The organism is Streptomyces sp. NPDC090119 (genome assembly GCF_044747085.1).
Taxonomy (GTDB): Bacteria; Actinomycetota; Actinomycetes; order Streptomycetales; family Streptomycetaceae; genus Streptomyces.
The window spans coordinates 141,397-165,935 of the sequence record NZ_JBIVDK010000004.1; the positions used below are offsets into that span (position 1 = coordinate 141,397).

A 24,539-nucleotide genomic window follows, 5' to 3' on the forward strand; every position below is an offset into this window, starting at 1 on the left:
CTGCGCATCCACCGGTAGGAACGCACGAGACCTGCGCGTTCAGCGGGTTTGGCGGACGATCACTCGGGTGCGGCCTGGGTGGCGCCCGCCTCGGGGCTTTCCGGGAGGAGGTGGGACAGCACCATCACGCTGATCGTCTTCCGGATGAACGGCTCGGCGCGGATGCGCTCCAGCACCTCCTCGAAGTGCTCCACGTCCCGCGCCCGCACATGCAGCAGGGCGTCGGCGCCCCCGGTCACCGTCATCGCCGCCGTGATCTCCGGATGGTTGCTGACCACCTCCGCGAGCCGCCGGGGCGGAGCCGCGCCCTCGCAGTAGACCTCGACGTACGCCTCCGTGCGCCAGCCGAGCGCGGAGGGCCGCACGGTCGCCGTGAACCCGGTGATCACCCCGGTCTCCCGGAGCCGGTCGACCCGCCGCTTGACCGCCGTGGCCGAAAGACCGACGGCCGCGCCGATCTCGGCGAAGCTGCTCCGGGCGTTCGCCATCAGCGCGGTGATGATCTTGCGGTCGAGGTCGTCGAAGGACGCGGCCCTGCTGTTCACGCGGCCACTGTAATCAGCCCTGGTCGACCAACGGCCCCGGCGGCGCGGCGCGCTACGACTGCGTGACCGCCAGCGCCACCGTCAGCAGCCCCAGCACCACCCAGCCGAACCAGAGCCAGCCGTTGCCGCCGATCGCGACCGTGTACGCCGTGACGACGACGAGGCCGCCCACGGTCAGCGCCCCCATCGCCCTGGTGGAACCGTCCGCCTTGCTGGAACCTCGCATGGAACCGGGCATCGCGGCACCCTCCTAGTGGTCCGTCCACCACCATCGTGCCCCGGTTCCCGCGCCACCGGCACTCCGATGGCCGAGCCGGTCCGCGCGGGATCAGCCCTCGCGCCCGCTGAGCGAGGCCAGATAGGCGTTGTACGCCGCCAGCTCCTGGTCGCCGTCCCGGTCCGCCGCCCGGTCCTTGCGGCGGGCCTGCCGCTGCTCGGAGCGGTACCACTGGAACAGCAGCGCGATCAGCACCAGCACCGACGGGATCTCACTGAACGCCCACGCGATGCCACCGGCCGCGCCCTGGTCCGAGAGCGCGTCTATGCCGAGCGAGGCGGGCGGATGCAGGAACGTCTTCACCATCGGCTCCGACGCCATCATCAGCGCGATGCCGAAGAAGGCGTGGAACGGCATGCCCGCGAACAGCTCCAGCATCCGCATCAGATGGTTCGGGCGGTGCGGGCCCGGATCGACGCCGATGATCGGCCAGAAGAACACCACGCCGACCATCAGGAAGTGCACCATCATCGCGATGTGCCCGGCCTTCGACCCCATCAGGAAGTCGAAGATCGGCGAGAAGTACAGCGCGTACAGGCTGGCGATGAACAGCGGGATCGTGAACGCCGGATGGGTGATGAACCGCATGTACCGGCTGTGCAGCAGCGCCAGCAGCAGTTCACGCGGGCCCTTGCGGCCCCGCCCCGCCGTCGGCAGCGCCCGCAGCGCCAGCGTCACCGGCGCGCCCAGCAGGATCAGGATCGGCGACAGCATGCTGATCACCATGTGCTGCACCATGTGCACGCTGAACATGACCATGCCGTAGTCGTTCAGCCGGGTGCACATCACCAGACCGATGGTCAGCACACCGACGACGTACGACAGCGTCCGCGACACCGGCCACGCGTCGCCGCGCCGCCGCAGCCGCAGCACCCCCCAGCCGTACAGGGCGAGCCCGGCCAGGCAGGCGATCAGGAAGAAGGGGTCCGCCGACCACACGAGCCCCCGTCCCAGCGTGAACGGCGGCAGATCCGGCACCATGCCGTGCCCGCTGTGGTCCATCCGGCGGCTCCTGGTTCGTGGGGGTTGAGCGGTTTCTGTCCGCACTCAGGGTACGGGCGCCCCCGCGCCCGTCCGTGAGCGGGGTCCGCCGCCACCCGCACCGCCGCTACAGCACGCACTCCGCCTCGGCGTACCGCCCCGCCGGGACCGTCTTCAGGGTGCTGACCGCCTCGGCCAGCGGCACCATCACGATGTCCGTGCCGTGCAGCGCGGTCATCCGGCCGAACTCCTCCCGGTGCACCGCCTCCACCGCGTGCCAGCCGAACCGGGTGGCCAGCACCCGGTCGTACGCCGTCGGCGTGCCGCCGCGCTGCACATGGCCGAGGATCACCGGCCGGGCCTCCTTGCCGAGCCGCTGCTCCAGCTCCACGGAGAGCTGGCGGGCGATCCCGGCGAAGCGCTCGTGGCCGTAGATGTCCCGGCCGCCCTCGTCGAACTCCATGGAGCCGGGACGCGGCTTGGCGCCCTCGGCGGCCACCACGATGGCGAACCGCTTGCCCGCCTCGAACCGGGCACCGACGCGGCGGGTCAACTCGTCGATGTCGAAGGGGCGTTCCGGCACGACGATGGCGTGCGCGCCGGCCGCCGTGCCCGAGTTCAACGCTATCCAGCCGGTGTGGCGGCCCATGACCTCCACGATCAGCACCCGCTGGTGGGACTCGGCGGTGGTCTTCAGCCGGTCCAGCGCCTCGGTGGCGACGCCCACGGCCGTGTCGAAGCCGAAGGTGACGTCGGTCGCCGCGATGTCGTTGTCGATGGTCTTGGGCACGCCCACGATCGGCAGCCCGCTGTCCGACAGCAGCCGGGCCGCCTTCAGCGTGCCCTCACCGCCGATCGGGATGATCGCGTCCAGCCCGAGTTCCTCGACATGGCCCTTGACCCGCTCCACCCCGCCGCGCAGATGCTCGGGACGGACGCGGGAGGAGCCGAGGATCGTGCCGCCGCGCGCCAGGATGCCGCTGACGGCATCCAGGTCGAGCTTCAAGTAGTCGCACTCCAGCAGGCCCTTCCAGCCGTCGCGGAAGCCGATGACCTCGTCGCCGTGGTCGACGAGGGCCCGGTGCACGACGGACCGGATGACGGCGTTCAGGCCGGGGCAGTCGCCGCCGGAGGTGAGGACACCAATGCGCATAGCCCGGATTACCTTCTCGACGTGGGCCGGGAGACCGGACCACGTTGTCCGGCGGGGTCCCGGCCAGACTACCGGCGGTGGGGGCCCCTCACCCAGCGGGCGTCCGCCTGCTGGACGCACCCGCACAGGTGAGCGGACGACGCGTCAGGCGGGCCCGCGAAAGCTCACGGGCCCGCCTGACGGGTGTACGGATATGCGGTTGTTACGCCGATTACGCGGGCTGCTGCGCCGAGGCGATGCGCTCGTCACGCAGCGCCTCGTACCAGGTGTCGTCGATCGGCGGCAGCGCGTTCACGTCCAGCGCCAGCTTCAGCAGCAGGTCCGCGACCTGCGGGTTACGGGCCAGCACGGGGCCGTGCATGTACGTACCGAACACGGTCCCGTTGTACGCGCCCTCCGTGCCGTCACCCGTGCCGTTGCCCCGGCCCAGCCGGACCTGGGCGAAAGCGCGGGCACTCGGGCCCAGATGGGTGATGCCCTGGTGGTTCTCGAAGCCGGTCAGCGGGGGCAGGCCCAGACGCGGGTCGATGTCGCCGAGGACATCGCCCACGCACCGCTCGCCCTCGCCGCGCGTCGACGTCACGTCGAGCAGGCCGAGGCCCGGCTCTCGCTGGCCGAGGTCGTTGATGAACTCGTGGCCGAGGATCTGGTAACCAGCGCACACGGAGAACACGATCGCGCCGTTCTCCACCGCGCGCTGCAGGTGCCCGTCGCGGCGCAGCCGCTCGGCCGCCAGCCGCTGCGGACGGTCCTCACCGCCGCCGATCAGGTAGATGTCGCCCGACGTCGGGATCGGCTGGTCGCTGCGCACGTCGAGCCGGGCCACGTCCAGGCCGCGCTGGCGCGCCCGGCGCTCGACGACGAGGGCGTTGCCCTGGTCGCCGTAGGTGCTCAGCAGGTCCGGGTAGATCCACACCAGCCGCAGTTGGTTGTCGCTCATGAGGAGGTTGTCGCCCTTCTGGCTCAGTTGCCGACGCGGCGGCGCAGGTCCTGGAACGCGGTGTAGTTGGCGATGACCTCGATCCGGCCCGGCGGGGCCGCGGCGACGGCCTCGTCGAGGTTCTCGCACACCTGGAAGTGCTGGTTCGCCACTTCCAGGCGGACGGCGAGGTCCAGCTTCCGGTCACCGATGACGAAGATCGGGTGGCCGGTGAGCCGGGTGTAGTCCACGTCCCACAGCCAGGAGGTGTCGGTGCCGTCCGCCCCGCGCGCGTTCACGGAGAGGATCACCGGGGTGGGCGGCGGGTCGATCAGGGAGAAGGTCTCCAGCCAGCCGGCCGGGTTCTTCGCCAGCAGCAGCCGCAGGTCGCGGTTCTGGAACTGGACCACGTCGTAGCGTCCGGCGACCGCCTGCACCTGGTACATGCGCTCCAGGGCCACCTGCGGCGGCACCCCGAACACGGCGGCGACGGCGGCCGAGCTGGCCGCGTTCGCCTTGTTGGCGCGGCCCGGCAGCTGGAGGTGGATCGGCCAGGCCGAGCCGTGCGGGTCCAGGACGTGGTCGCCGGAGAGCGCCCAGGTCGGCGTCGGACGGCGGAAGCCGCACTCGCCGCAGAACCAGTCGTCGCCGGGGCGCTGCATCACACCGCCGCAGGACGGGCAGGACCAGGCGTCGTCCTTCCACATCTGACCGGCCGCGACCCAGACCACGTTGGGGGAGGACGAGGCCGCCCACACCACCAGCGGGTCGTCGCAGTTGGCGACGACGACGGCCTTGGAGCCGGACAGGCCCTCGCGCCAGTTCTCCGCGAGCATCCGGGTCTCGGCCGCGCGGTCCAGCTGGTCGCGGGAGAGGTTCAGCAGCGCGATGCACTTGGGGCTGGTGTCACGTGCCACACCGGCCAGGTACTTCTCGTCGACCTCGATGACACCGAACTTGGCGTCCGAGCCGCCCGCGAGGGCGGAGGTGATCCCGGCCGGCATGTTGGCGCCGAGCGCGTTGGACACGACCGGCCCGGCGGCGCGCAGGGCCTCCGCGATCAGCCGGGTGGTGGTGGTCTTGCCGTTGGTCGCCGACACCAGGACCACGTCCAGGTGGGTGGCGAGCCGCGCGAGCAGGTCGGGGTCGAGCCGCAGGGCGACCTTGCCGCCGATCACCGACCCGCTGCCGCGTCCCGCGGCGCGCGATGCCGCCGCGACCGCCTTGCCCGCGGTCACGGCCAGCTTGGCCCGCGGCGAGAGCGGGTCCGAGTTGCCTGCCATCAGTCCTCGATCCTCCTTGCGTACGCGCCGCGCCTGGGGGCCATCCGGCAGCGTGGTGGGGGCCTCAGCCTATCGAGAACCGTTCGCACACCCGAATCCCGGTCCACCCGGCCCGCCCTCGCGCGCTCGGTGCGGGCCGAACGAACCGTACCCTTGCCGCCATGCGACACCGCTCGATACCGGGTGCCCACGGGCGCGTCCGGCCTCTCACCCTCCTCGGCGACCCCGTGCTGCACGCACCGTCCCGGGACGTCACCGACTTCGGTCCGGAACTCTCCGCGCTCGTGGAGGACTTGTTCGCCACCATGTACGCGAACGAGGGGGTGGGCCTGGCCGCCAACCAGATCGGCGTCGATCAACGGGTGTTCGTGTACGACTGCCCGGACGACGAGGAGGTGCGCCACCTCGGCCATGTGGTCAACCCCCGGCTGGTCGCCGCCGACGGGCTGGAGTTCCTGGCCCCCGAGGGCTGCCTGTCGCTGCCGGGCCTGGAGGCGGGCCTGGAGCGGTACGACCACGCCGTGGTGGAGGGTGTCACGATGACGGGGGAGCCCGTCACCATCGACGGCACCGGCTTCTTCGCCCGCTGTCTCCAGCACGAGTGCGACCATCTCGACGGCACGGTTTACGCCGACCGCGTGACGGGCCGCCGCAGGCGCAAGCTGGACCGGCAGGTACGCAAGGCCCCCTGGCACGGCTGAGGCCCGCCGGGGCGGGTCAGAAGCCCGGACCGCCCACGCGGTCCCCGGCGGCCGCGAGCCGCCCCCACAGCAAGTCGGCCAGCGAACGCACCAGTTCGGCCCGCGAGCAGGGGCGCTCGCCCAGCCACCAGTCCCCGGCGGCGTGCATCATGCCGACGATGCCGTGCCCCCAGACCCGGGCCAGCTGCTGACTGCCCGGACCGAGGTCCACCCGCTCCTCGATGACCTGAGCCAGGTCCTCGCCCATCCGGCGCAGCAGCGGGGCGCTGTGCTTGCCGACGTCGAAGCCCTGGTCGCCGCCCTGCCCGCCCTCGGAGGGGTGCATCAGGAACCGGTACACCTGCGGCCGGGCCTCGATGGCGGCGAGGTAGGTGTCGAGCGTGGACTCCACCCGCTCACGGCGTTCGGCGGGCGCGTCCAGCGCGGCGCGCAGCGAGTCGAGCAGCGCGTCGGTGTGCCGCATGGCGAGGGCCGCGTAGAGCCCGCCCTTGTCGCCGAAGTGGCGGTAGAGGATCGGCTTGGTGATGCCCGCCTCCGCGGCGATGGCGTTCATCGACGCCTGCGGGCCGTCGCGCAGCACCACCCGGTCGGCGGCCTCCAGCAGCTCCCGCCGTCGTCGGTCGGCGGACCGCTGCTGATCGGTCCGCTGTGTGGTGTCCATGTGGTCTCCCCACCCGTGCTGATTCGGTGACGCCTGCGCAAACTAACACCCACCGCGCCCCTGACATCGAACGGGATACCGAGCCGTCATCCGGAGTTGACTTTACCTACCCGTCGGTAACAGACTCTGGTTACCGCTAGTAACATCGTCTTGCCGGTAACACCGTACGTGCGCCGCTGGAGGGGACATGGCCGAGTTCACCATGGAGCTCAACGACGAACAGAAGGAGGTCCGGGACTGGCTGCACGGCTTCGCCGCCGATGTGATCCGGCCCGCGGCCGCCGAATGGGACGAGCGTGAGGAGACTCCCTGGCCGGTCATCCAGGAGGCCGCCAAGATCGGCGTCTACTCCCTCGACTTCTACGCCCAGCAGCACTTCGACCCCACCGGCCTCGGCATACCGATGGTCATGGAGGAACTGTTCTGGGGGGACGCGGGCATCGCCCTCTCCATCGTCGGCACCGGCCTCGCCGCCGTGGGCGTCCTCGCCAACGGCACCGAGGAGCAGATCGGCACCTGGATTCCCCAGATGTACGGCGACGTGAACGACGTCAAGGTCGCCGCCTTCTGCTCCTCCGAGCCCGACGCCGGCTCCGACGTGTCCTCCATGCGCACCCGTGCGGTGTACGACCAGGCCAAGGACGAGTGGGTGCTGAACGGCACCAAGACCTGGGCGACCAACGGCGGCATCGCCAACGTCCATGTCGTCGTCGCCGTGGTCGACCCGGAGCTGGGCTCCAAGGGCCACGCCTCCTTCATCGTCCCGCCGGGCACGCCCGGTCTCAGTCAGGGCCAGAAGTTCAAGAAGCACGGCATCCGCGCCTCGCACACCGCCGAGGTCGTCCTCGAGAACGTGCGGGTGCCCGGCTCCTGCCTGCTCGGCGGCAAGGAAAAGCTGGACGAGCGGCTGGCCCGGGCACGGGAGCGGGCCCGCACCGGCGGTGAGCGGGTGAAGAACGCGGCGATGGCCACCTTCGAGGCGTCCCGGCCCGCCGTCGGGGCGATGGCGGTCGGCACGGCGCGCGCCGCCTACGAGGTCGCCCTCGAATACGCCACTACGCGTGAGCAGTTCGGGCGGCCCATTGTTGACAACCAGGGGGTCGCCTTCCAGCTGGCCGACATGCGGACGTCCATCGACGCGGCCCGGCTGCTGGTGTGGCGGGCGTCGTGGATGGCCGTCAACGGGCGGCCGTTCACCGCGGCTGAGGGGTCCATGTCGAAGCTGTTCGCTTCCGAGACGGCTAAGAAGGTCACTGGGCAGGCGATTCAGATCCTCGGGGGGAACGGATATACGCGGGAGTATCCCGTGGAGCGGATGCACCGGGATGCGGCGATCTACACGATCTTCGAGGGGACCAGTGAGATTCAGCGGCTGGTGATCGCTCGTACCTTGGCCGGGGTTCCGATTCGGTAGCGCCGTGGGGCGCGGGGTGCGTTGCGGGCTCACGGTTCGTCGTGGCTTGTCGCGCAGTTCCCCGCGCCCCTTTGGCCAGCTCACTCATCGGTGTTTCAGCGGGGTGAGTTGGTCTATGTCGTAGCGCTTTCTCAGCTCCTCGATGGCCTCCTGGTCCGGGGGGCCTCCCGCGTCCAGGATCTCCAGGAGTTCCTCGAAGTAGCGCTCGTGGTCCGGTGGGGGAGAGGCCTGGAAGAACATGCGGGCCGGGGTGTCGGTGGGGTTGGCGAAGGCGTGGGGGCAGCCGGGCGGGACGACGATGAGCGTGCCCGGCGTCGCGCGGACCACCCGGGTGCCCGAACCCGACTCCCAGCGCTGCCAGTTGTCGGGGGTGCGGATGCGGGGCTCGAAGGCGAGGACGTCGAGTTCGCCGTCGAGGACGTAGAACAGCTCCTCGCTGCGGGTGTGCACATGGGCGCCCACGTCGAAGCCCGGCGGGACCTCCACCTCGAAGGTGGAGGCCGTCCGCGAGTGGGTGCCGGTGACCTTGAACGTGACCCGCTGGGCGGCCGTCTCCATCACCCGGCCGTGCCCCGGCGGGACGAGCAGCCCCTCGGTCGTCGTCATGACCGGCTCACCAGGTCACCGGCAGGGCCTCGGGCCCCCGGATCAACGCGCCCTTACGGAAGGGGACTTCCTCCGGCGGCACGGCGAGCTTCAGCCCCGGCACCCGGTCCAGCAGGACGTCCACCAGCAGCTCGGACTCCAGCCGGGCCAGCATCCCGCCCGGGCAGTAGTGCGGGCCGAAGCCGAACGCCACATGCGGGTTGGGGCTGCGCTCGACGTCGATGGTGTCCGGGTCGGCGAACACCTCCGGGTCGCGGTTGGCGGCCAGGTAGGAGTTGTAGACCGCGTCGCCCGCGCGGATGCGGACGCCCCCGATCTCCACGTCCTCCAGGGCGATCCGGGACAGGCCCACCGCGTTGCGGTGCGGGATGTACCGCAGCAGCTCGTCGATCGCCCTCGGTCGGATCTCCGGGTCCGAGCGCAGCCGCTCGGCCAACTCCGGCCGGGTCAGCAGCAGATAGAACATCTGCCCGCTGTTGTTGGTGACCGCCTCGCCGCCCATCTGGAGCAGTACGGCGAGACCGACCGCCTCAACCAGCGTGACCTCGTCCCGGTCCACGGCCGCGCTCAGCAGCGAGCAGACGTCCTCGCCGCGGCCGTGCGCGTGGTGGCCGATGAGGTCCGTGAAGTAGGCGCTCATCTCCCGCTTGGCCTGCTCGCTGACCTCCTTGCCGTGCGCGGAGGACAGGATGCGCTGGGTCCACTCGTGCATGGCGTGCTGGTCGGCGGCGGGTACGCCCATCAGCTCACAGATCACCGCGATGGGGAACGGGCTGAGCACCGCGCCGGTGAGGTCGGCGGGCGGTCCCGCCCGGAGGAGCCCGTCCACCAGCTCCTCCAGCACGGCCCGCGACCGCTCCCGGACCCGTTCCACGCCCTTCGCGGTGAACGCGGCGGCCACCGCGCGGCGCAGCCGGGTGTGGTCCGGCGGGTCGAGGAAACCGACCGCGCCCCGGTCCGGGATGAAGTGCGGGGCGAGCCGCGTGACCTGCTTCTCCATCACGGCTTCCCGGCCGAAGCGCGGGTCGTTGGTCACCGTCCGTACGTCGTCGTACCGGGTGACCAGCCAGGCCCAGCCCTCGCCGTTGGGCAGCTGGATGCGGGTGACCGGGCCCTCGTTCATCAGCTCGGTCAGCACCGGGTCGAAGTCGGTGCCCGCCAGGTCGGTCACCGGCCAGTCCCGGATGGGAGGCGGGGTCCCGGTGAGCGTCTCGTCACTCATCGCCCCTCCTGGTCCCGGCCGACCCAGCGGCCGACGGTCATCTCGGCGGTGATGCCGGGCCCGAACCCGGCGAGCAGTCCGCGTGCCCGGTGCTCGGCACCCCCGTCGTCGAACAGCCGACGCAGCGCGTCCAGGACGACGGCGCTGGCGATGTTGCCGTACTCGGTGAGCGTGGCCCGGCTGAACCGGAACGCGTGCGGCTCGACCTTCAGGAACTTGCTGAGGTCGTCGAGTATTCGGGGGCCGCCCGCGTGGATGATGTAGAAGTCCAGGTCGGAGGCGTTCCAGCCGTGGTTGCCCGCGAGTTCCTGGAGCGCCGGGGCCAGCGGCTCCATCGTGGTCGGCACCCGCTTGTCCAGCAGGAAGTGGAACCCGGTGTCCCGGACGTCGTACGAGATCCAGTCCTCGGTCTTGGGGATCAGGTACGAGCCGTTGCGCTCCAGCTGCACACCCGTGCCGCCCCGGCCGCGCACGACGGCGGCCGCGATGCCGTCGCCGAACAGGCCGTTGGAGAGCAGGGAGCCGACGCCGAGGTCGGTCGGCTGGTAGCACAGCGAGCAGAACTCGCAGGCCACGATGAGGGCGTTGGCCTCCGGGTAGGCCGAGCAGAAGTCGTGCGCCCGGTTGATGGCAGCGCCTCCGGCCGCGCACCCGAGCTGCGCGATGGGTAGTTGCCGGGTGGTGCTGGAGAAGTCCATCTCGTTGATCAGCCACGCGGTGAGCGACGGCATCATGAAGCCGGTGCACGACACGTAGACGATGACATCGATGTCAGAGGTGAGGAGTTCGGCCGAGTCCAGGGCCTGCTGGATCACCGCGGGCACCCGGGCCTTGGCCTCGTACTCGTACAGCTTGTTGCGCTGCTCGAAGCCCGGATGCTTCAGGGTCTCCTCGATGGGCTGCACGATGTGCCGGGTGCGCACTCCGGTGTTCTCGATCAGTCGGAGGGCCAGCGGGAGCTGCGGGTTGTCCGCGTGGTGCGTGCGGGCCAGCTCCAGGGTCTCCTCCATGGTGATCACGTGTTCCGGCACGGACACCGAGGGTCTGCACAAAGTCGCCATGAGCGGTCCCTGCTTTCGCCGTCCGGCGGGCCTTCGTCCGCCGGTCAGAAGGTGGTCCACCCACACTCACCCGGAAGGCCGACGATCTCGCGCCGAATTACGCCGAACCGGGGACGACAGAGAGTGACGATGCCTCATTTTCGCAGCTCAGGCCCACTGTAAAAGGGGCGCGGGGAACTGCGCGACAAGCCACGACGCCGCAGCACCCCACCACGTACCCAAGCCCCCTACGGCGCCCCACTGCTATGCGCGATGCACGCCACATCGATCCGATCGGCCAGCTTGGCCAACTCGATCGTCAGCTCGGCGACGGTGTCCTCGTCCAACCCCCGCTCACCGGCCTCCACCAGATGCACCCACCTCGCGCCCACGCTGCGCAGCAACTTGCTGACGTCGCCCGCCGACACCCGCAGCGCACCACGTTCGTCCACGATCAGAGGGAGGGTCACTTCGCCGTTCACAGACCGGATCGTATCCGTGCGATCCTCACGCTCCCTGCCAAACGGTGGTGATGTTGCAGAACTCCCGGATTCCCTGCGCGGACAGTTCACGTCCGTACCCGGACCGCTTGATCCCGCCGAAGGGGAACGCGGCGTTCGAGGCGGTCATGCCGTTGATGAACACGCCCCCGGCCTCCAGGTCCCGCGCGCAGTGCGCCATCTCGTCCGCGTCCTCGGTCCACACGCTCGAACTCAGCCCGAAGGGCGAGTCGTTGGCGATGAGGATCGCGTCCTCCAGGTCGTCCGCCCGGTACACGGTGGCCACCGGCCCGAACGCCTCCTCGCGGTGGATGCGCATCTCGCGCTCGACGTCCGCGATCACGGTCGGCGGGTAGTACCAGCCGACGCCGTCCGGCCGCTGGCCGCCGCACAGGATGTCGGCCCCGCTGCGGCGCGCGTCGTCGACGAGTTCCTCCACGTCCGTCCGGCCCTGCTCGGTGGCGAGCGGGCCGACGTCGGTGTGGTCGTCCATGGGGTCGCCGACGGTCAGGTCCTTCATCCCGGCGACGAACTTCTCCAGGAAGGCGTCGTACACGTCCGTGTGCACGATGAACCGCTTCGCGGCGATGCAGGACTGACCGTTGTTCTGCACCCGCGCGGTCACCGCGACCTTCGCCGCCCGGTCGATGTCGGCGGAGGGCATCACCAGGTAGGGGTCGCTGCCGCCCAGCTCCAGCACCGTCTTCTTGATCATCTCGCCCGCGGTGGAGGCGACCGCGCGTCCGGCGGGCTCGCTGCCGGTGAGGGTGGCGGCCTTGACCCGGTCGTCCCGGAGGATCTCGTCGACGGCCGACGAGCCGACCAGCAGCGTCTGGAAGCAGCCGACCGGGAACCCGGCCCGCTGGAACAGGTCCTCCAGATACAGGGCGGTCTGCGGCACGTTGGAGGCGTGCTTGAGCAGGCCGACGTTGCCCGCCATCAGCGCGGGCGCGGCGAACCGGATCACCTGCCAGAGCGGGAAGTTCCACGGCATCACCGCGAGCACCGGGCCCAGCGGGCGGTAGACGACCCGGACCCGCGAGGCGCCGGAGTCCTTCACGTCCGCCTCGTCCGGCACCTCGTCGGCGAGCAGCTTCTCGGCCCGCTCGGCGTACCAGCGCATCGCCTTGACGCACTTGGCGGCCTCCGCGCGGGCCTGCGCGAGCGGCTTGCCCATCTCGGTCGTCATGATCCGGGCGACCTCGTCGTTGTCCGCCTCCAGGAGGTCGGCGGCCCGGTTCAGATGCTCGGCGCGCTCGGCGAACGACGTCGTCCGGTAGGTCCGGAAGGTGGCCTCGGCGAGCTGGAGGCGGCGCTCCACCTCGGCGTCGTCCATCGGCTCGTACGTCTTGACCGTCTCGCCGTTCGCCGGGTTCACCGTGGCGATGGGCATGGCTGACCTCCTGGTACCGGGGTGTGCGTCGACCATCGCGCGCGGCATGCGGTACCGCAACGCATCGGTCCCCTGTTCAGCCCGAGTGCTCCGCCAGACGGTCGAGAAACGTGCTCTGTCCGGAGATCATCAACGGCCGGGCCTCCTCGGCGGTGAACCAGGCCACCCGGTCCAGTTCCGGGAACTCCTGGACCCGGCCCGAGTGGGGCGGCCACTCCATGGAGAAGGTGCCGGGCTCGATGGCCTGGGGGTCGAGGTCGGCCTCCACCGCCCAGGCCGTGACGATCTTGCCGTTGCGCTGGGTGATCTCGCCCAGCGGCAGCGCCGGGCCGTCCGGCGGGGCGAGGCCCAGCTCCTCCTGGAACTCCCGGCGGGCCGCCTCCCAGGCGGGCTCGTCCGCCTGGTACTCGCCCTTGGGCACCGACCACGCCCCCTCGTCCTTCGTGGCCCAGAGCGGGCCGCCCATATGGCCGAGCAATACCTCCAGCCCTCGGCTGGTGTGGCGGAACAACAGCAGTCCCGCACTGCGCTTCGTCGCACGCACTGTCACGCCTTGACCTCCGGGTGGGCCGCGAGCAGGGCCTCCACCGTATCGGCGTCCTCGGGCCTTTTGTCCTCGCGATAGCGGATCACCCGCGCGAACCGCAGGGTGACCCCGGCCGGGTAGCGGGTGGAGCGCTGGAGTCCGTCGTAGGCGATCTCCACGACGAGTTCGGGGCGTACGGTCACGCCCCAGCTCTTCTCCTCCACCGCGAGTTCGCCCAGCCGTTCGGTCTGCCAGGCGAGCATCACGTCCGTCATGCCCTTGAAGGTCTTGCCGAGCATCGCGTAACCGCCGTCGGCGGTGCGGGCGGCCAGATGCAGGTTGGAGAGCTTGCCGGTGCGGCGGCCGTGCCCCCACTCGGCGGCCAGCACCACCAGGTCGAGGGTGTGTACGGGCTTGACCTTCAGCCAGGACGCGCCGCGCCTGCCCGCGCTGTACGGCGCGTCGAGCCCCTTGGCCACGATGCCCTCGTGCCCGCGCGCGAGGGTCCCGGCCGAGAACTCCTCCGCCGCCGCGGTGTCCTCCGGCCCGGCCACCAGCGCCCGGCGCACCCGCATCGGCTCCGGCACCAGCCGGGCCAGCTCCGCGTGCCGCTCGGCGAAGGGCAGGTCCAGCAGGTCCCGGCCGTCCACCGACAGCGCGTCGAAGAACACCGGGGAGACCGGGACCTCCTCGGCCGCCCTGGCCACGTCCACCCGCGAGCCGACCCGGCCCGCCGTCTCCTGGAAGGACCGGGGCCGCCCGTCCGGGCCGAAGGAGATCACCTCGCCGTCCAGCACGAACCGCTCGCCCGGCAGCTCCAGCGCCGCCGACGTCACCTCGGGCAGCCGGTCGGTGATGTCGTCCAGCGTCCGGGTGTACACCCGCACCTCGGCACCGTCCCGGTGCACCTGTACGCGGATGCCGTCGAGCTTCTCCTCCACCGCGCACGCCCCGAGCTTCTCCACCGCCTCCGCGACCGAGGAGGCGCTGCGGGCCAGCATCGGCAGCACCGGGCAGCCCACGGTGAGCCGGAACTCGTCCAGCGCGCCGGGGCCCTCGGCCAGCAGCGCCTGGGCGACCGTCTGGAGCGAGCCGGCCAGCATCACCGCCCGCCGTACCGTGGCGGGATCGGCCTCCGTGGCGCGGGCCAGCCCCTCCACGGCGAGCGCGTCCAGGGCGCCCTGGCGGACCTCGCCGGTCAGCAGGCCCCGCAGGAAGCGCTGTTCGTCCTTGGTGGCCGCGCCCATCAGCTCGTCGACGATCCGCGCCCGCTCGGCCTGCGAACCGGCCCCGGACACCGAGGCCAGCCCGGTCAGCAGGGTGTCCACCCCGCGCACGGTGAGCGTCGGTTCGGCGGCGGGCGGCACCTCGCGGCCGAGCACCTTCCAGCCGACGCCGATCCGGCCCTGCGGCAGCTTTCCCGCGAGATACGGGATGACCACGGGCACGTCGTCGGGTTCCGCGTCCCGGAAGAGTTCCGCGAGCAGATCCGTCTTGCGGGTCCGGGACGCCGTGGCGGCGACCTGACCCGACACCTCCGCGAGCCGAGTGAGCAGCATGCAGCATGGGTGCTCCGCGAAGGCCCCGCTCACACCTGCTGGATTGACAAACCCGCTTGCCGAATCTGCAATGAGGGGCATGAGCGAGACGAGCGACGCGGGCGCGGAGAGCACCGACGAGGTGCTGGCCGCCGTCGGCCCGAGACTGCGCCGCCTCCGCAAGGAGCGGGACGTGACACTGGCCGCGCTGTCGGAGACGACCGGTATCTCGGTGAGCACCCTCTCCCGGCTGGAGTCGGGCCTGCGCCGCCCCAGCCTGGAGCTGCTGCTGCCCATCGCGCAGGCCCACCGGGTCCCGTTGGACGAGCTGGTCGGCGCCCCGCCGGTCGGTGACCCGCGGGTGCGGAGCGAGCCGATCATCCGTGACGGCCGCACCTTCTACCCCCTCACCCGGCGCCCCGGCGGCCCCCAGGCGTACAAGGTGGTCGAACCGCGTCGCGACCGGCAGCCCGACCCGCGCACCCACGAGGGCTACGAGTGGCTGTACGTCCTCTCCGGACGCCTGCGGCTGGTCCTCGGCGACCACGACGTGGTGCTGGGCCCGGGGGAGGCCGCCGAGTTCGACACCCGCGTACCGCACTGGTTCGGGTCGGCGTGGGACGGGCCGGTGGAGTTCCTGAGCCTGTTCGGGCCGCAGGGGGAGCGGATGCATCTGCGGGCGCGGGCGGGGCGGCGGGCCGGGGAGGAGGACTGACGGGGTCCGTCATCCCGTTCTTCGGTCGACTGTTCCCTCGTCCCGTTCTTCGGCCGACTGTTCCCTCATCGGCAAGCGACCGCTTAGTATGCCCAGGACCCCGGTTCAGACGACGCAGTCCCGTGGAGGCCCGGCATGCAGGCATGGCAAGTGCACGAGAACGGCGAGCCGCGCGAGGTGATGCGCCTGGCGGAGGTGGAGACCCCCACGCCCGGCGAGGGCCAGGTGCTGCTGCGTGTGCGCGCCGCCAACGTCAACTTCCCGGACGCCCTGCTCTGCCGGGGCCAGTACCAGATCCGGCCCCCGCTGCCCTTCACCCCCGGCGTGGAGATCTGCGGCGAGACCGAGGACGGCCGCCGCGTCATCGCCAACCCGGCGCTGCCGTACGGCGGTTTCGCCGAGTACGCGCTCGCCGACGCCCGCGCGCTGCTGCCCGCGCCCGACGCGCTGGACGACGCCGAGGCGGCCGCCCTGCACATCGGCTACCAGACCGGCTGGTTCGGCCTGCACCGGCGCGCCCACCTGGAGGCGGGGGAGACCCTGCTCGTGCACGCCGCCGCGGGCGGTGTCGGCAGCGCGGCCGTGCAGCTCGGCAAGGCCGCCGGGGCACGGGTCATCGGTGTCGTCGGCGGCGCCGACAAGGCCGCCGTCGCCCGTGAACTGGGCTGCGACGTGGTCGTGGACCGGCGTGCCGAGGACGTGATCGCCGCCGTCAAGGAGGCCACCGGCGGCAAGGGCGCCGACGTGATCTACGACCCCGTAGGCGGAGAGGCGTACGCGCAGTCCGCCAAGCTCGTCGCCTTCGAGGGACGGATCGTGGTCGTCGGGTTCGCCAGCGGTTCCATCCCGAGCCCCGCGCTCAACCATGCCCTGGTGAAGAACTACTCGATCGTGGGCCTCCACTGGGGCCTGTACAACACCAAGAACCCCAAGCTGGTGCTGCGCTGCCACGAGGAGCTGACCGAGCTGGCCGCGCGCGGCGCGATCAAGCCGCTGGTCAGCGAGCGCGTACCGCTCGCCGGGGCGGCCGACGCCGTACAGCGGGTCGCCGACGGCGTGACCACCGGCCGGATCGCCGTCCTGCCGCAGAACGGAGCCACCGCATGACCGACGCCGTGGAACTGCGCCGCCGCACGCAGGAGTTGCTGGCCGCGTACCCGCCCTCCTCCACCGACCGCCTCGACTTCCTCCGGGCCCGCTTCGACGCCGGGCTCGCCTGGGTGCACTACCCGGAGGGCCTCGGCGGGCTCGGCGCCCCGCGCTCCCTCCAGGCCGTCGTGGACGAGGAGCTGGCCGTTGCCGGTGCCCCCGACAACGACCCGCGCCGCATCGGTATCGGCCTCGGCATGGCCGCCCCGACCGTGCTGCGCTACGGCACCGACGAGCAGAAGGCCCGCTTCCTGCGCCCGCTGTGGACCGGCGAGGAGGTGTGGTGCCAGCTCTTCAGCGAGCCCGGCGCCGGGTCCGACCTGGCCGCCCTCGGCACCCGTGCCGTACGCGACGGCGACTCCTGGGTGGTCGACGGGCAGAAGGTGTGGACCTCCAGCGCCCACCTGGCCCGCTGGGCCATCCTCATCGCGCGCACCGACCCGGACGCGCCCAAGCACGCGGGCATCACCTACTTCATCTGCGACATGACCGACCCCGGCGTGGAGGTCCGGCCGCTGCGCCAGATCACCGGCGAGGCCGAGTTCAACGAGGTCTTCCTCACCGGCGTCCGCATTCCCGACAGCCACCGCCTCGGCGAGGTCGGCGACGGCTGGCGGGTCGCCCAGACCACGCTGATGAACGAACGCGTCTCCATCGGCGGCATGCGGCTGCCCCGCGAGGGCGGCATGATCGGTCCGGTCGCGAAGACCTGGCGGGAACGCCCCGAACTGCGCACCCACGACCTGCACCAGCGGCTGCTGAAGCTCTGGGTCGAGGCCGAGGTGTCCCGGCTCACCGCCGAACGCCTGCGCCAGCAGCTCAACGCCGGCCAGCCCGGCTACGAGGGCTCCGGCATGAAGCTCGCCTTCGCCCGCCTCAACCAGGAGATCAGCGGCCTGGAGGTCGAACTCCTGGGCGAGGAGGGGCTGCTCTACGACGACTGGACCATGCGCCGCCCCGAGCTGGTCGACTTCACCGGGCGCGACGCCGGGTACCGGTATCTGCGCTCCAAGGGCAACAGCATCGAGGGCGGGACCAGTGAGGTCCTGCTGAACATCGTCGCCGAGCGTGTCCTCGGCCTGCCCGCCGAACCGCGCACCGACAAGGACGTCCCCTGGAAGGACCTGGCCCGATGAGCACGCCGAACGCCGAGCCCGACCTCCTCCACTCCGAGGAGGAGGAGGCGCTGCGCGCCGCCGTCCGCGACCTGCTCACCGACCACTGCGGGCCCGCCGCGGTGATCGCCCGCACCGAGTCGGACACCCCGCACGACCCGGCCCTGTGGAAGCAACTCGCCGAGGGCATGGGCCTGGCGGGGCTGCTGATCCCCGAGGCTCAGGGCGGCCAGGGTGCGACGCACCGCGAAGTCGCCGTCGTGCTGGAGGAGTTGGGGCGGGCCGTGGCGCCGGTGCCCTACCTCACCAGTGCCGTGGTCGCCACCGAGGCGCTGCTGGCCTGTGACGACGCCGAGCTGCTGGAGCGACTCGCCTCCGGCCGCACGGTGGGCGCGCTCGCCGTCTCCCTCACCACGGCACCCGGCGCGGCCTTCGCGCGGGTGCGGGCCGAGAACGGTTCTCTGCACGGCGAGTTGACCTCCATCGCGGACGCGGTCGCGGCCGACGTGCTGCTCGTCCCGGCCGACGACGGCAACCTCTACGCGGTCGACGCCGACGCGGTCACCCGCACCCTGCGGACCCCGCTCGACCTCACCCGCCCGCTCGCCACCGTCACCCTCGACGGCGCCCCCGGCCGCTCCCTAGGCCCCGCCGAACCCGCCGTACGGCGTGCCCTGCGCGGCGGTGCGGGACTGCTCGCCTCCGAGCAACTGGGGCTCGCGGACTGGTCGTTGACCGAGACCGTGCGCTACCTGAAGGAGCGCAAGCAGTTCAACCGGCCCGTCGGCGGCTTCCAGGCGCTCAAGCACCGGCTCGCCCAGCTCTGGCTGGAGGTGGTGAACCTCCGCGCGGCCGCCCGCGCCGCCGCCGACGCGCTCACCACGGGCCACGACACCGACCTCTCCGTCGCCGTGGCGCAGTCCTACGCCTCGCCCGTCGCCGTCCGCGCCGCCGAGGAGGCCCTGCAACTCCATGGCGGACTCGGCATGACCTGGGAACACCCCATCCACCTGTACCTGAAGCGGGCCAAGGCCGACTCCCTCGCCTACGGCAGTGCGGGCGCCCACCGCGAGGCCCTCGCACGCCTGGCCGACCTCCAGGCTCCCTGACACCACCCTTACGGGGGACACGTCAGCGCCCCGGAACAAGCCTCCGCTACGCCACACTTGCGGCCGAACGCCGCACACCTGGCGTGGCGGAGGAGGTTCCGATGGCTGTTTCCATCTCAGTGGTGCTGCTGCTCCTGATCCTGGCCGTGGTCTTCATGCGCAACGGCGCGCTGAAGATCTCGCACGCCCTGGTCTGCATGATGCTCGGCTTCTACCTGGCCAGCACCAGCATGGCCCCCACCATCAGCAACGGCCTCACGGCCACGGCGGACCTGGTGAGCGGCCTGCGCCCATGACGCGCGCGGCCTAGGAGCCGATCACGCGGGAGCGGATCAGGAAGCGGACGCCCTCCGGGGCCTCCAGGGAGAAGCCGCTGCCCCGGCCGGGGACCACGTCCACGATCAGACGGGTGTGGCTCCACACCTCGAACTGGGACTTCGACATCCAGAAGCCGACCGGTTCCGGGACGCCGTCCACGGTCAGTTCGGCCAGCAGGACGTCGGAGCCGCCGGTGCGGAACTCGCCCTCGGGGTAGCACATCGGGGCGCTGCCGTCGCAGCAGCCGCCGGACTGGTGGAACATCAGCGGACCATGCTCCTCGCGCAGCTTGCGCACCAGCGCGGCGGCCTCGGGCGTGAACTCGACGCGCTGACTCTCTTGCGTTTCCACGGTCACCGTCCAGGAAGAGCGGGGCGTCCGACACCCCCAGTCTGGGCGCTGACCGGAAGGCAGTCCAGCGGTCAGCGATGGCCGAGCACGTTCACCACGCGACCGGCGGGGTCCCGGACGAAGAAACGCCGCACGCCCCACTCCTCGTCCGTCAGCGGATGCACGATCTCCGCGCCCCGCTCCCGCAGCGCCGCGTACACCGCGTCCACGTCGTCCACCTCGATGCTCAGGTCGGGCACCACCGGCGCGGTGCGGTCCTCGTCCATCAGGCTCAGTTGCGCGGTGGGGTTCGCGGGGGAGCCCAGCGTGGTGACCCAGCCGTGGTCCATGACCTGCTCCAGCCCCAGCACCCCGTAGAACGCCACGCTCTCCGCCCGCGCCGCCGCCGGGACGGTGGGCACCACACGCCGTACGGACATCACACGACTCCTTCGCCGGTCGGGCACGCAAGCGGCCGGGCCCGGTCCCTGGGAACCGGGCCCGGCCGCAGTGTGTCAGCTCTTGGACTTCGGCTTGGCCGGTTTCGGCGCACCGGCGGCCGCCGGAGGCTCCTTCACGTCCACGTCGCTCGCCCGCACATAGGCCAGCCGGTGGTCGAGCTGGATCTCGTAGTACTCCTCCTGACCCTTCACCACCGGCGCCGGGGTGTCACCGAACGAGGACCGGTCCACGTAGGTGCCGTGGACGACGGACTGCGTCACATACCGCTGCCCCTCCTGGATCGTGTACGGCAGCGGCGCCTCCTGCTGCTCGTCCACCCCCTCCGGGTACGCCGACTCCTCCGGGAGCGCCCGCCCGAACACCGGGATCTCCTGGCGGCCCTCCTTCGGCGTGATCGTCCGGGCCCGCTCGCCCACCGCGGTCGGCTGGTCCTTCGGGTTCTTGAACCACGCCTTGTGGCCCTGGAACCAGATCGCCGTCCAGTCACCCTGCCGCCCGGCCACCGCGAACGTCTGACCCGCCGACACCCGCGAACCCAGGTCGTTGACGTCCACCGTGGTGTCGTCGCCGTCCGGCTTGCGGCCCGGGTCCTGGATCAGCGCGGAGTCCTCGCTCGGCTCGGTGTGCAGCCGGACCGCGCTGGAGCCGTGCGGCGCGCACTTCTCGCCGCTCTCCACGCACCCGGTGAACACCGGCTTGTGCTTGGCGTACTCCGGAAGGATCATCACCGTGTCGCTGTCCGGGCCCGCCGTCGCCTTCAGCGGGGCGCCGAGCAGGTCGAAGTAGTGCCGCCAGTCCCAGAACGGCCCGGGGTCGTCGTGCATGTCCGGGATGGTGTCCTCGGTCGGCGCGGGCACGTTGTCGTGGCCGAAGATGTGCTGCCGGTCCAGCGGGATGTCGTACTTCTTGGTCAGGTACTTCACCAGCCGGGCGGAGGAACGATACATCTGCTCCGTGTACCAGGCGTCCGGCTGCCGCAGGAAGCCCTCGTGCTCGATGCCGATCGAGCGGCCGTTCACGAACTGGCTGCCCGAGTGCCAGGCCGCGTCCTTGGTCTTCACGTGCTGGGTGACACTGCCGTCGCTGGACCGGATCGAGTAGTGCCAGGACGCCTCCGTCGGGTCCTGGACGGTCAGCAGCATCGAGGCCAGCGGCGCCTCGGTGTCATGGATGACGATGTACTCGATCTTCTGGTCCTTGGGCCGGTCGGCCAGGTCGTGGTTGCCGTACGCCTCGTCGTCGATCCGGACGTACGGCGCGCTCAGCCAGGAACACGACAGCTCCGCCGGGCACTCCACGTCCTTCGACCGGGACGAACCCGCCGCCCCGGCGTGCGGACGTACCCGCGGGCTCGCGGCCAGGACGACGTGCTGACCGGCGTCGGTGACCCGGTTCGCGCCCGTGCGGATGATGTCGAAGACATCGTTGGCATACGTCGCCGCCGAGTCGGCGTCGGTCGACCCCGGGAAACGCGACACCGCGTCCCACCAGTCGGCCGGGTCGGTGCTGAGCGGCTTGCCGAGCGTCTTCTGCGCCGCCGCGAGGAGGGCCGCGCCGCCGCGCACGTTCGCGGCGTCGTCCGTGCGCAGCCGCTCCACCGGGAGGCCGACCAGAGCGGCCGCCCGCCGCAGGTCGGCGGAGCGCCGCGCGTCCTCGGCCGCCTTCTGCGCCGGGGACGGGCTGGCCTTCTGCACCTTCGGATGGGGTGTCACATGGTGCGGGGGAGTCGCTGCGGGCGGGCCGGCGGAGTCCACCAGGTGCATCGGCCCGTAGCCGCCGATGACACTCGGCGCGCCCTGGTGGGAGTCCCACCGCGACTGGAGATAGGACACCCCCATCAGCACGCTGCGGGGGACATGGAACTCGTCCGCCGCCGCGGTGTAGTCGTCCTGGAGGCGTTGGTCGGGGGGACCGCCCGAGTCGTCCGAGTGGTCGATCAGCAGGGGCACCAGAAGCGCCGCCGACGCGGCGGTCACGCAGACGATCCGCCGATGCCCGCGCATGGCACTGGACAGGCGGGGGGCGACGCGTTTTCTCATACGGCTGGCTCCAACGAGGTTCGGCGCGGCCTGGACATGCGGCCAGGGCGCGAACGAGGGCGCGCCCCGCATGTCACCCCGCTCACGTTTCCTTGCCTCGCGCGCCGCGTCGCGCCGAGCGTCACTGGCGTGGACCAGCCCCCGCGCTCAGGCCACCCGGTCGGCGGCAGCGGACCCGCCGGGTGGCGGGCGGGTGTTCACCCCTCCCCGCCCTCCCCGCCCGGCTCGACCGGGTCCACCCGCCAGTCGGGGTGGCCGGGCATCGATGGGGTGTGCGACCCGTACAGCCAGGGGGTCAGAAACCCCGTCAGGTCCTCGCCCGCCACCTTCGAGGCGAGTCTGACGAAGTCTCGGGTACCGGCCACCCGCCCCCGATACGTCGTCACCCACGCCTTTTCCACCCGCTCGAAGGTGTCCGCGCCTACCTTCTCCCGCAGCGCGTACAGCACCAGAGCCGAGCCGTCGTAGCGCATCTGCCGGAACAGGCCCTCCTCGTGCGGCTCGGCGGGCGCGCCGTCGTCGTGCCGCCACTGGTCGTGCTGCTCGTAGGCCGAACGCATCATGTCCTCCAGGTCCGGACCGCCCCGCGTGTCGGCGTACAGCAACTCGTAGAAACGGGCGTGACCCTCGCTCAGCCACAGGTCCGACCAGCGGCGGATCGCCACGCTGTCCCCGGTCCAGTGGTGGGTCAGCTCGTGCACGAGATTGCGTTCGGCTGATACCTGATCCCCCAGCAGATCCGCGCTCGGCACCACCGACAGCGACTGTGTCTCCAGCGCCACCGGCAGCTCGGTGTCGCCCACCAGCACCCCGTACCGCCGGAACGGGTAGGGGCCGAGCCGCTGCTCCAGCCAGGCGAGGTGGTCCGGCGTCAGCGCCCGGTACGCCCTGGTCTCCGCCACCAGCCCCTGGGGCACCACGTCCCGCAGGGGCAGCCCGTGCGGGCCGGTGCCGTCCACCACGTCGAACCGGCCGATGGCCAACTGGACCAGCTGCGGGGCCACCGGGTGCTCGGAGTCGTACGTCCACCGGACCCGGCCGTCGCGCTGGGGCACGCGAGTGACGAGCCGTCCGTTGGCCACCGCCGTCAGGCCGGGCGGGGTGGTGATGTGGAAGGTGAACGGCGCGCGCAGGCTGGGGTGGTCGTCCGCCGGGAAGATCATGCGGGCGCCGTTCGGCTGCGGCGACAGCACCGTGCCGTCGGCCGTGGGCACCCAGCCGTAGTCCTGGATCGCGTCGGTGCGGTGACGGTGCAGCGTGGGGTCGGCGGTGTAGGCGACCCGCACGGTGAAGGCGCGGCCCCGCGCGATCGGCCGCGCCGGGGTCACGACCAGCTCGTCCCCCTCGCGCGCGGTCCTCGCCGCCACGCCGTCGACCGTGACACCGCGCAGGGTGTTGCCCGCGAAGTCGAGGTCGAAGCGGGAGAGGGCCTGGGTCGCGGTGGCGCTGATCGTGGTGGCGGCGGCGAACCGCGTCCGGGGCGCCTGCCAGTCGAAGTCCAGGGTGTAGCGGCGGACCGTGTAGCCGCCGTTCCCGTCCAGCGGCATGAGCGGGTCGCCGATGCCGGGGGCGCCGGGGGAGGGCACGTCCGACGGGCCGGGGGCGGGACGGCCGGGCAGGGCAGGCGTGCGGGGTTCGTCCGAGGACAGGTCGAGCGCGAGGACGACGCCGCCCGTGATCCCAAGGGCACAGGCCAGCGCGAGGACCGCGCGCCGGCGGCCACCGCCCCGCCGCGAGCCGTTCTTACGGGGCGTGAGGGTCATGGCGGCACTATGCCAGCGGGCGGGCGGTATGCGGCTTATATGCCCGCGTGGCAGGGCTCGACTGATGAAATCGGGTGCTCCGTCACGTAGGCCGACTGAGCGCGGGGTCAGGGTCCGCCGGTGGTCGGGCCTGACTCCCGGACCGGTTCGGTCGGGCCGTAGAGGGCGGTCGGGTTGTCCGTCCGGAACGCCCAGTAACGGTCGCCCCAGCTCCAGTGCCACCACTCCGTGGCGTAGTTGACGAGGCCCGCCTCGGTCAGGGCCGTGGCCAGGGTGTTCCGGTTGGCCCCGGCCTCGGGGGTGATGTTCGTCGCCGAGGTGTAGCAGGCTCCCTCGCTCTCCTCCGGGTCGGCGTTCATCCGGGTGCCCAGGTCCAGTTCACGGCCGTCGGCGTCCATCAGGGTCAGGTCCACGGCGGCGCCCGCGCTGTGCGGGGCTATCTCGGGCGGGGATACGAAGCGGCTGGCCGCCTCCCGGACACGGGCGGGGGTCCAGCCGGGGTTGTCCCGGCCGAGCACGCCGGTGTACTCCTCGAAGTAGCGGCGCTGCAGGGCGGGCGGCCGGTACCCCTCGACGAACAGCAGCCGCAGGCCGTCCGGCAGGAGCGACTGGGCGTGCAGCAGGCGGTGGAGGACACCTTGGCGCAGGTGCGCGAAGGCGCCCTCGGCATCATGCTTGCGCCGGTCGCCCGGAGGGCGCCGTGCGCCCGGACGTCGACCAGCGGTTCGCCGCACTCCCGCACCGGGATCGCCGCCACCCGCCGGTCCGACATCAGTACGA

Annotated in this window: 25 protein-coding genes and 1 pseudogene; 7 read left to right on the forward strand and 19 right to left on the reverse strand. The window is 71.7% G+C overall.

Annotated elements, in window-relative coordinates; genetic code table 11:
- Positions 1-59 precede the first annotated feature (59 nt).
- The 6 genes from ACIPPM_RS18445 to ACIPPM_RS18470 form a co-directional block, all read right to left on the reverse strand.
- Positions 60-545 (reverse strand): Lrp/AsnC family transcriptional regulator, encoded by a 486-nt coding sequence (locus tag ACIPPM_RS18445; protein WP_388999238.1) that lies wholly within the window; start codon positions 543-545, stop codon positions 60-62.
- Positions 546-597: 52 nt separating this feature from the next.
- A complete protein-coding gene (locus tag ACIPPM_RS18450; RefSeq protein WP_388999235.1) occupies positions 598-783 on the reverse strand; it encodes a hypothetical protein in 186 nt (61 codons plus the stop codon).
- 90 nt (positions 784-873) lie between these two features.
- The gene (locus tag ACIPPM_RS18455; protein ID WP_401448796.1) at positions 874-1,824 is read right to left on the reverse strand and encodes a cytochrome c oxidase assembly protein; all 951 of its coding nucleotides are present in this window, start codon (positions 1,822-1,824) and stop codon (positions 874-876) included.
- Positions 1,825-1,930: 106 nt separating this feature from the next.
- Complete coding sequence (locus ACIPPM_RS18460) at positions 1,931-2,956, reverse strand: 6-phosphofructokinase (protein ID WP_401448799.1); 1,026 nt, start codon at positions 2,954-2,956, stop codon at positions 1,931-1,933.
- 211 nt (positions 2,957-3,167) lie between these two features.
- Entirely contained in the window at positions 3,168-3,896 is a 729-nt protein-coding gene (locus ACIPPM_RS18465; RefSeq protein ID WP_393602501.1) for a type 1 glutamine amidotransferase, read from the reverse strand.
- 23 nt (positions 3,897-3,919) lie between these two features.
- A complete protein-coding gene (locus tag ACIPPM_RS18470; protein WP_135791091.1) occupies positions 3,920-5,158 on the reverse strand; it encodes a MurT ligase domain-containing protein in 1,239 nt (412 codons plus the stop codon).
- A gap of 161 nt (positions 5,159-5,319) precedes the next feature.
- On the opposite strand from ACIPPM_RS18470, the gene def reads away from it, so the two are divergent.
- Complete coding sequence (def, locus tag ACIPPM_RS18475) at positions 5,320-5,859, forward strand: peptide deformylase (protein ID WP_401448802.1); 540 nt, start codon at positions 5,320-5,322, stop codon at positions 5,857-5,859.
- 16 nt (positions 5,860-5,875) lie between these two features.
- Here the strand turns inward: def and ACIPPM_RS18480 are convergent, their stop codons facing one another.
- Positions 5,876-6,520, reverse strand: coding sequence for a TetR family transcriptional regulator (locus tag ACIPPM_RS18480; RefSeq protein ID WP_393602497.1), 645 nt, complete (start codon positions 6,518-6,520; stop codon positions 5,876-5,878).
- A 187-nt stretch (positions 6,521-6,707) separates the two neighbouring features.
- Between ACIPPM_RS18480 and ACIPPM_RS18485 the strand changes: the two genes are divergently transcribed.
- Positions 6,708-7,934 carry an acyl-CoA dehydrogenase family protein gene (locus ACIPPM_RS18485; protein WP_401448805.1) on the forward strand — a complete coding sequence of 409 codons (1,227 nt, stop codon included), beginning with the start codon at positions 6,708-6,710 and terminating at the stop codon, positions 7,932-7,934.
- Positions 7,935-8,018: 84 nt separating this feature from the next.
- Here ACIPPM_RS18485 and ACIPPM_RS18490 read toward each other — a convergent pair whose 3' ends face one another.
- The 7 genes from ACIPPM_RS18490 to ACIPPM_RS18520 form a co-directional block, all read right to left on the reverse strand.
- Positions 8,019-8,540 (reverse strand): cupin domain-containing protein, encoded by a 522-nt coding sequence (locus tag ACIPPM_RS18490; protein ID WP_401448807.1) that lies wholly within the window; start codon positions 8,538-8,540, stop codon positions 8,019-8,021.
- Positions 8,541-8,547: 7 nt separating this feature from the next.
- Positions 8,548-9,762 carry a cytochrome P450 gene (locus tag ACIPPM_RS18495; protein WP_401448809.1) on the reverse strand — a complete coding sequence of 405 codons (1,215 nt, stop codon included), beginning with the start codon at positions 9,760-9,762 and terminating at the stop codon, positions 8,548-8,550.
- The gene (locus ACIPPM_RS18500; RefSeq protein ID WP_388999209.1) at positions 9,759-10,823 is read right to left on the reverse strand and encodes a type III polyketide synthase; all 1,065 of its coding nucleotides are present in this window, start codon (positions 10,821-10,823) and stop codon (positions 9,759-9,761) included. The genes ACIPPM_RS18495 and ACIPPM_RS18500 overlap by 4 nt, the downstream gene beginning before the upstream one ends.
- 227 nt (positions 10,824-11,050) lie before the next feature.
- Positions 11,051-11,284, reverse strand: a complete 234-nt coding sequence (locus ACIPPM_RS18505; RefSeq protein ID WP_031181873.1) for a DUF6213 family protein — start codon at positions 11,282-11,284, stop codon at positions 11,051-11,053.
- Positions 11,285-11,309: 25 nt separating this feature from the next.
- Positions 11,310-12,695 (reverse strand): NADP-dependent succinic semialdehyde dehydrogenase, encoded by a 1,386-nt coding sequence (locus tag ACIPPM_RS18510; RefSeq protein WP_401448812.1) that lies wholly within the window; start codon positions 12,693-12,695, stop codon positions 11,310-11,312.
- 76 nt (positions 12,696-12,771) lie between these two features.
- Positions 12,772-13,245: an NUDIX domain-containing protein gene (locus ACIPPM_RS18515; RefSeq protein WP_401448814.1), complete on the reverse strand. Its 474-nt coding sequence runs from the start codon at positions 13,243-13,245 to the stop codon at positions 12,772-12,774.
- Positions 13,242-14,780 (reverse strand): ATP-dependent DNA ligase, encoded by a 1,539-nt coding sequence (locus ACIPPM_RS18520; RefSeq protein ID WP_401448816.1) that lies wholly within the window; start codon positions 14,778-14,780, stop codon positions 13,242-13,244. Before ACIPPM_RS18520 ends, ACIPPM_RS18515 begins: the two co-directional genes overlap by 4 nt.
- Positions 14,781-14,859: 79 nt before the next feature.
- Here ACIPPM_RS18520 and ACIPPM_RS18525 point away from each other — a divergent pair, with 79 nt between their 5' ends.
- The 5 genes from ACIPPM_RS18525 (at position 14,860) to ACIPPM_RS18545 (ending at position 19,143) form a co-directional block, all read left to right on the forward strand.
- Positions 14,860-15,474 (forward strand): helix-turn-helix domain-containing protein, encoded by a 615-nt coding sequence (locus ACIPPM_RS18525; RefSeq protein WP_401448818.1) that lies wholly within the window; start codon positions 14,860-14,862, stop codon positions 15,472-15,474.
- A 135-nt stretch (positions 15,475-15,609) separates the two neighbouring features.
- Positions 15,610-16,581, forward strand: coding sequence for an NADPH:quinone oxidoreductase family protein (locus ACIPPM_RS18530; RefSeq protein ID WP_401448820.1), 972 nt, complete (start codon positions 15,610-15,612; stop codon positions 16,579-16,581).
- Positions 16,578-17,759 carry an acyl-CoA dehydrogenase family protein gene (locus ACIPPM_RS18535; protein ID WP_401448822.1) on the forward strand — a complete coding sequence of 394 codons (1,182 nt, stop codon included), beginning with the start codon at positions 16,578-16,580 and terminating at the stop codon, positions 17,757-17,759. Before ACIPPM_RS18530 ends, ACIPPM_RS18535 begins: the two co-directional genes overlap by 4 nt.
- The gene (locus tag ACIPPM_RS18540) at positions 17,756-18,847 is read left to right on the forward strand and encodes an acyl-CoA dehydrogenase family protein (protein ID WP_401448824.1); all 1,092 of its coding nucleotides are present in this window, start codon (positions 17,756-17,758) and stop codon (positions 18,845-18,847) included. Before ACIPPM_RS18535 ends, ACIPPM_RS18540 begins: the two co-directional genes overlap by 4 nt.
- 101 nt (positions 18,848-18,948) lie before the next feature.
- Positions 18,949-19,143 (forward strand): hypothetical protein, encoded by a 195-nt coding sequence (locus tag ACIPPM_RS18545; RefSeq protein WP_031181865.1) that lies wholly within the window; start codon positions 18,949-18,951, stop codon positions 19,141-19,143.
- Between the two features lie 10 nt (positions 19,144-19,153).
- Here ACIPPM_RS18545 and ACIPPM_RS18550 read toward each other — a convergent pair whose 3' ends face one another.
- The 5 genes and pseudogenes from ACIPPM_RS18550 to ACIPPM_RS18570 all read right to left on the reverse strand — a co-directional run bounded on the left by ACIPPM_RS18550 (position 19,154) and on the right by ACIPPM_RS18570 (position 24,531).
- Positions 19,154-19,516: a DUF779 domain-containing protein gene (locus ACIPPM_RS18550; RefSeq protein ID WP_401448827.1), complete on the reverse strand. Its 363-nt coding sequence runs from the start codon at positions 19,514-19,516 to the stop codon at positions 19,154-19,156.
- 71 nt (positions 19,517-19,587) lie between these two features.
- Positions 19,588-19,935, reverse strand: coding sequence for a VOC family protein (locus ACIPPM_RS18555; protein ID WP_401448829.1), 348 nt, complete (start codon positions 19,933-19,935; stop codon positions 19,588-19,590).
- A gap of 75 nt (positions 19,936-20,010) precedes the next feature.
- On the reverse strand, positions 20,011-21,996 hold the full coding sequence (locus tag ACIPPM_RS18560; RefSeq protein WP_401448831.1) for an N-acetylmuramoyl-L-alanine amidase: 1,986 nt from the start codon (positions 21,994-21,996) through the stop codon (positions 20,011-20,013).
- 197 nt (positions 21,997-22,193) lie between these two features.
- Positions 22,194-23,759, reverse strand: a complete 1,566-nt coding sequence (locus ACIPPM_RS18565; protein WP_401448834.1) for a M1 family metallopeptidase — start codon at positions 23,757-23,759, stop codon at positions 22,194-22,196.
- Positions 23,760-23,866: 107 nt separating this feature from the next.
- Positions 23,867-24,531 (reverse strand): annotated as a pseudogene (locus ACIPPM_RS18570) (M15 family metallopeptidase).
- Positions 24,532-24,539 lie beyond the last annotated feature (8 nt).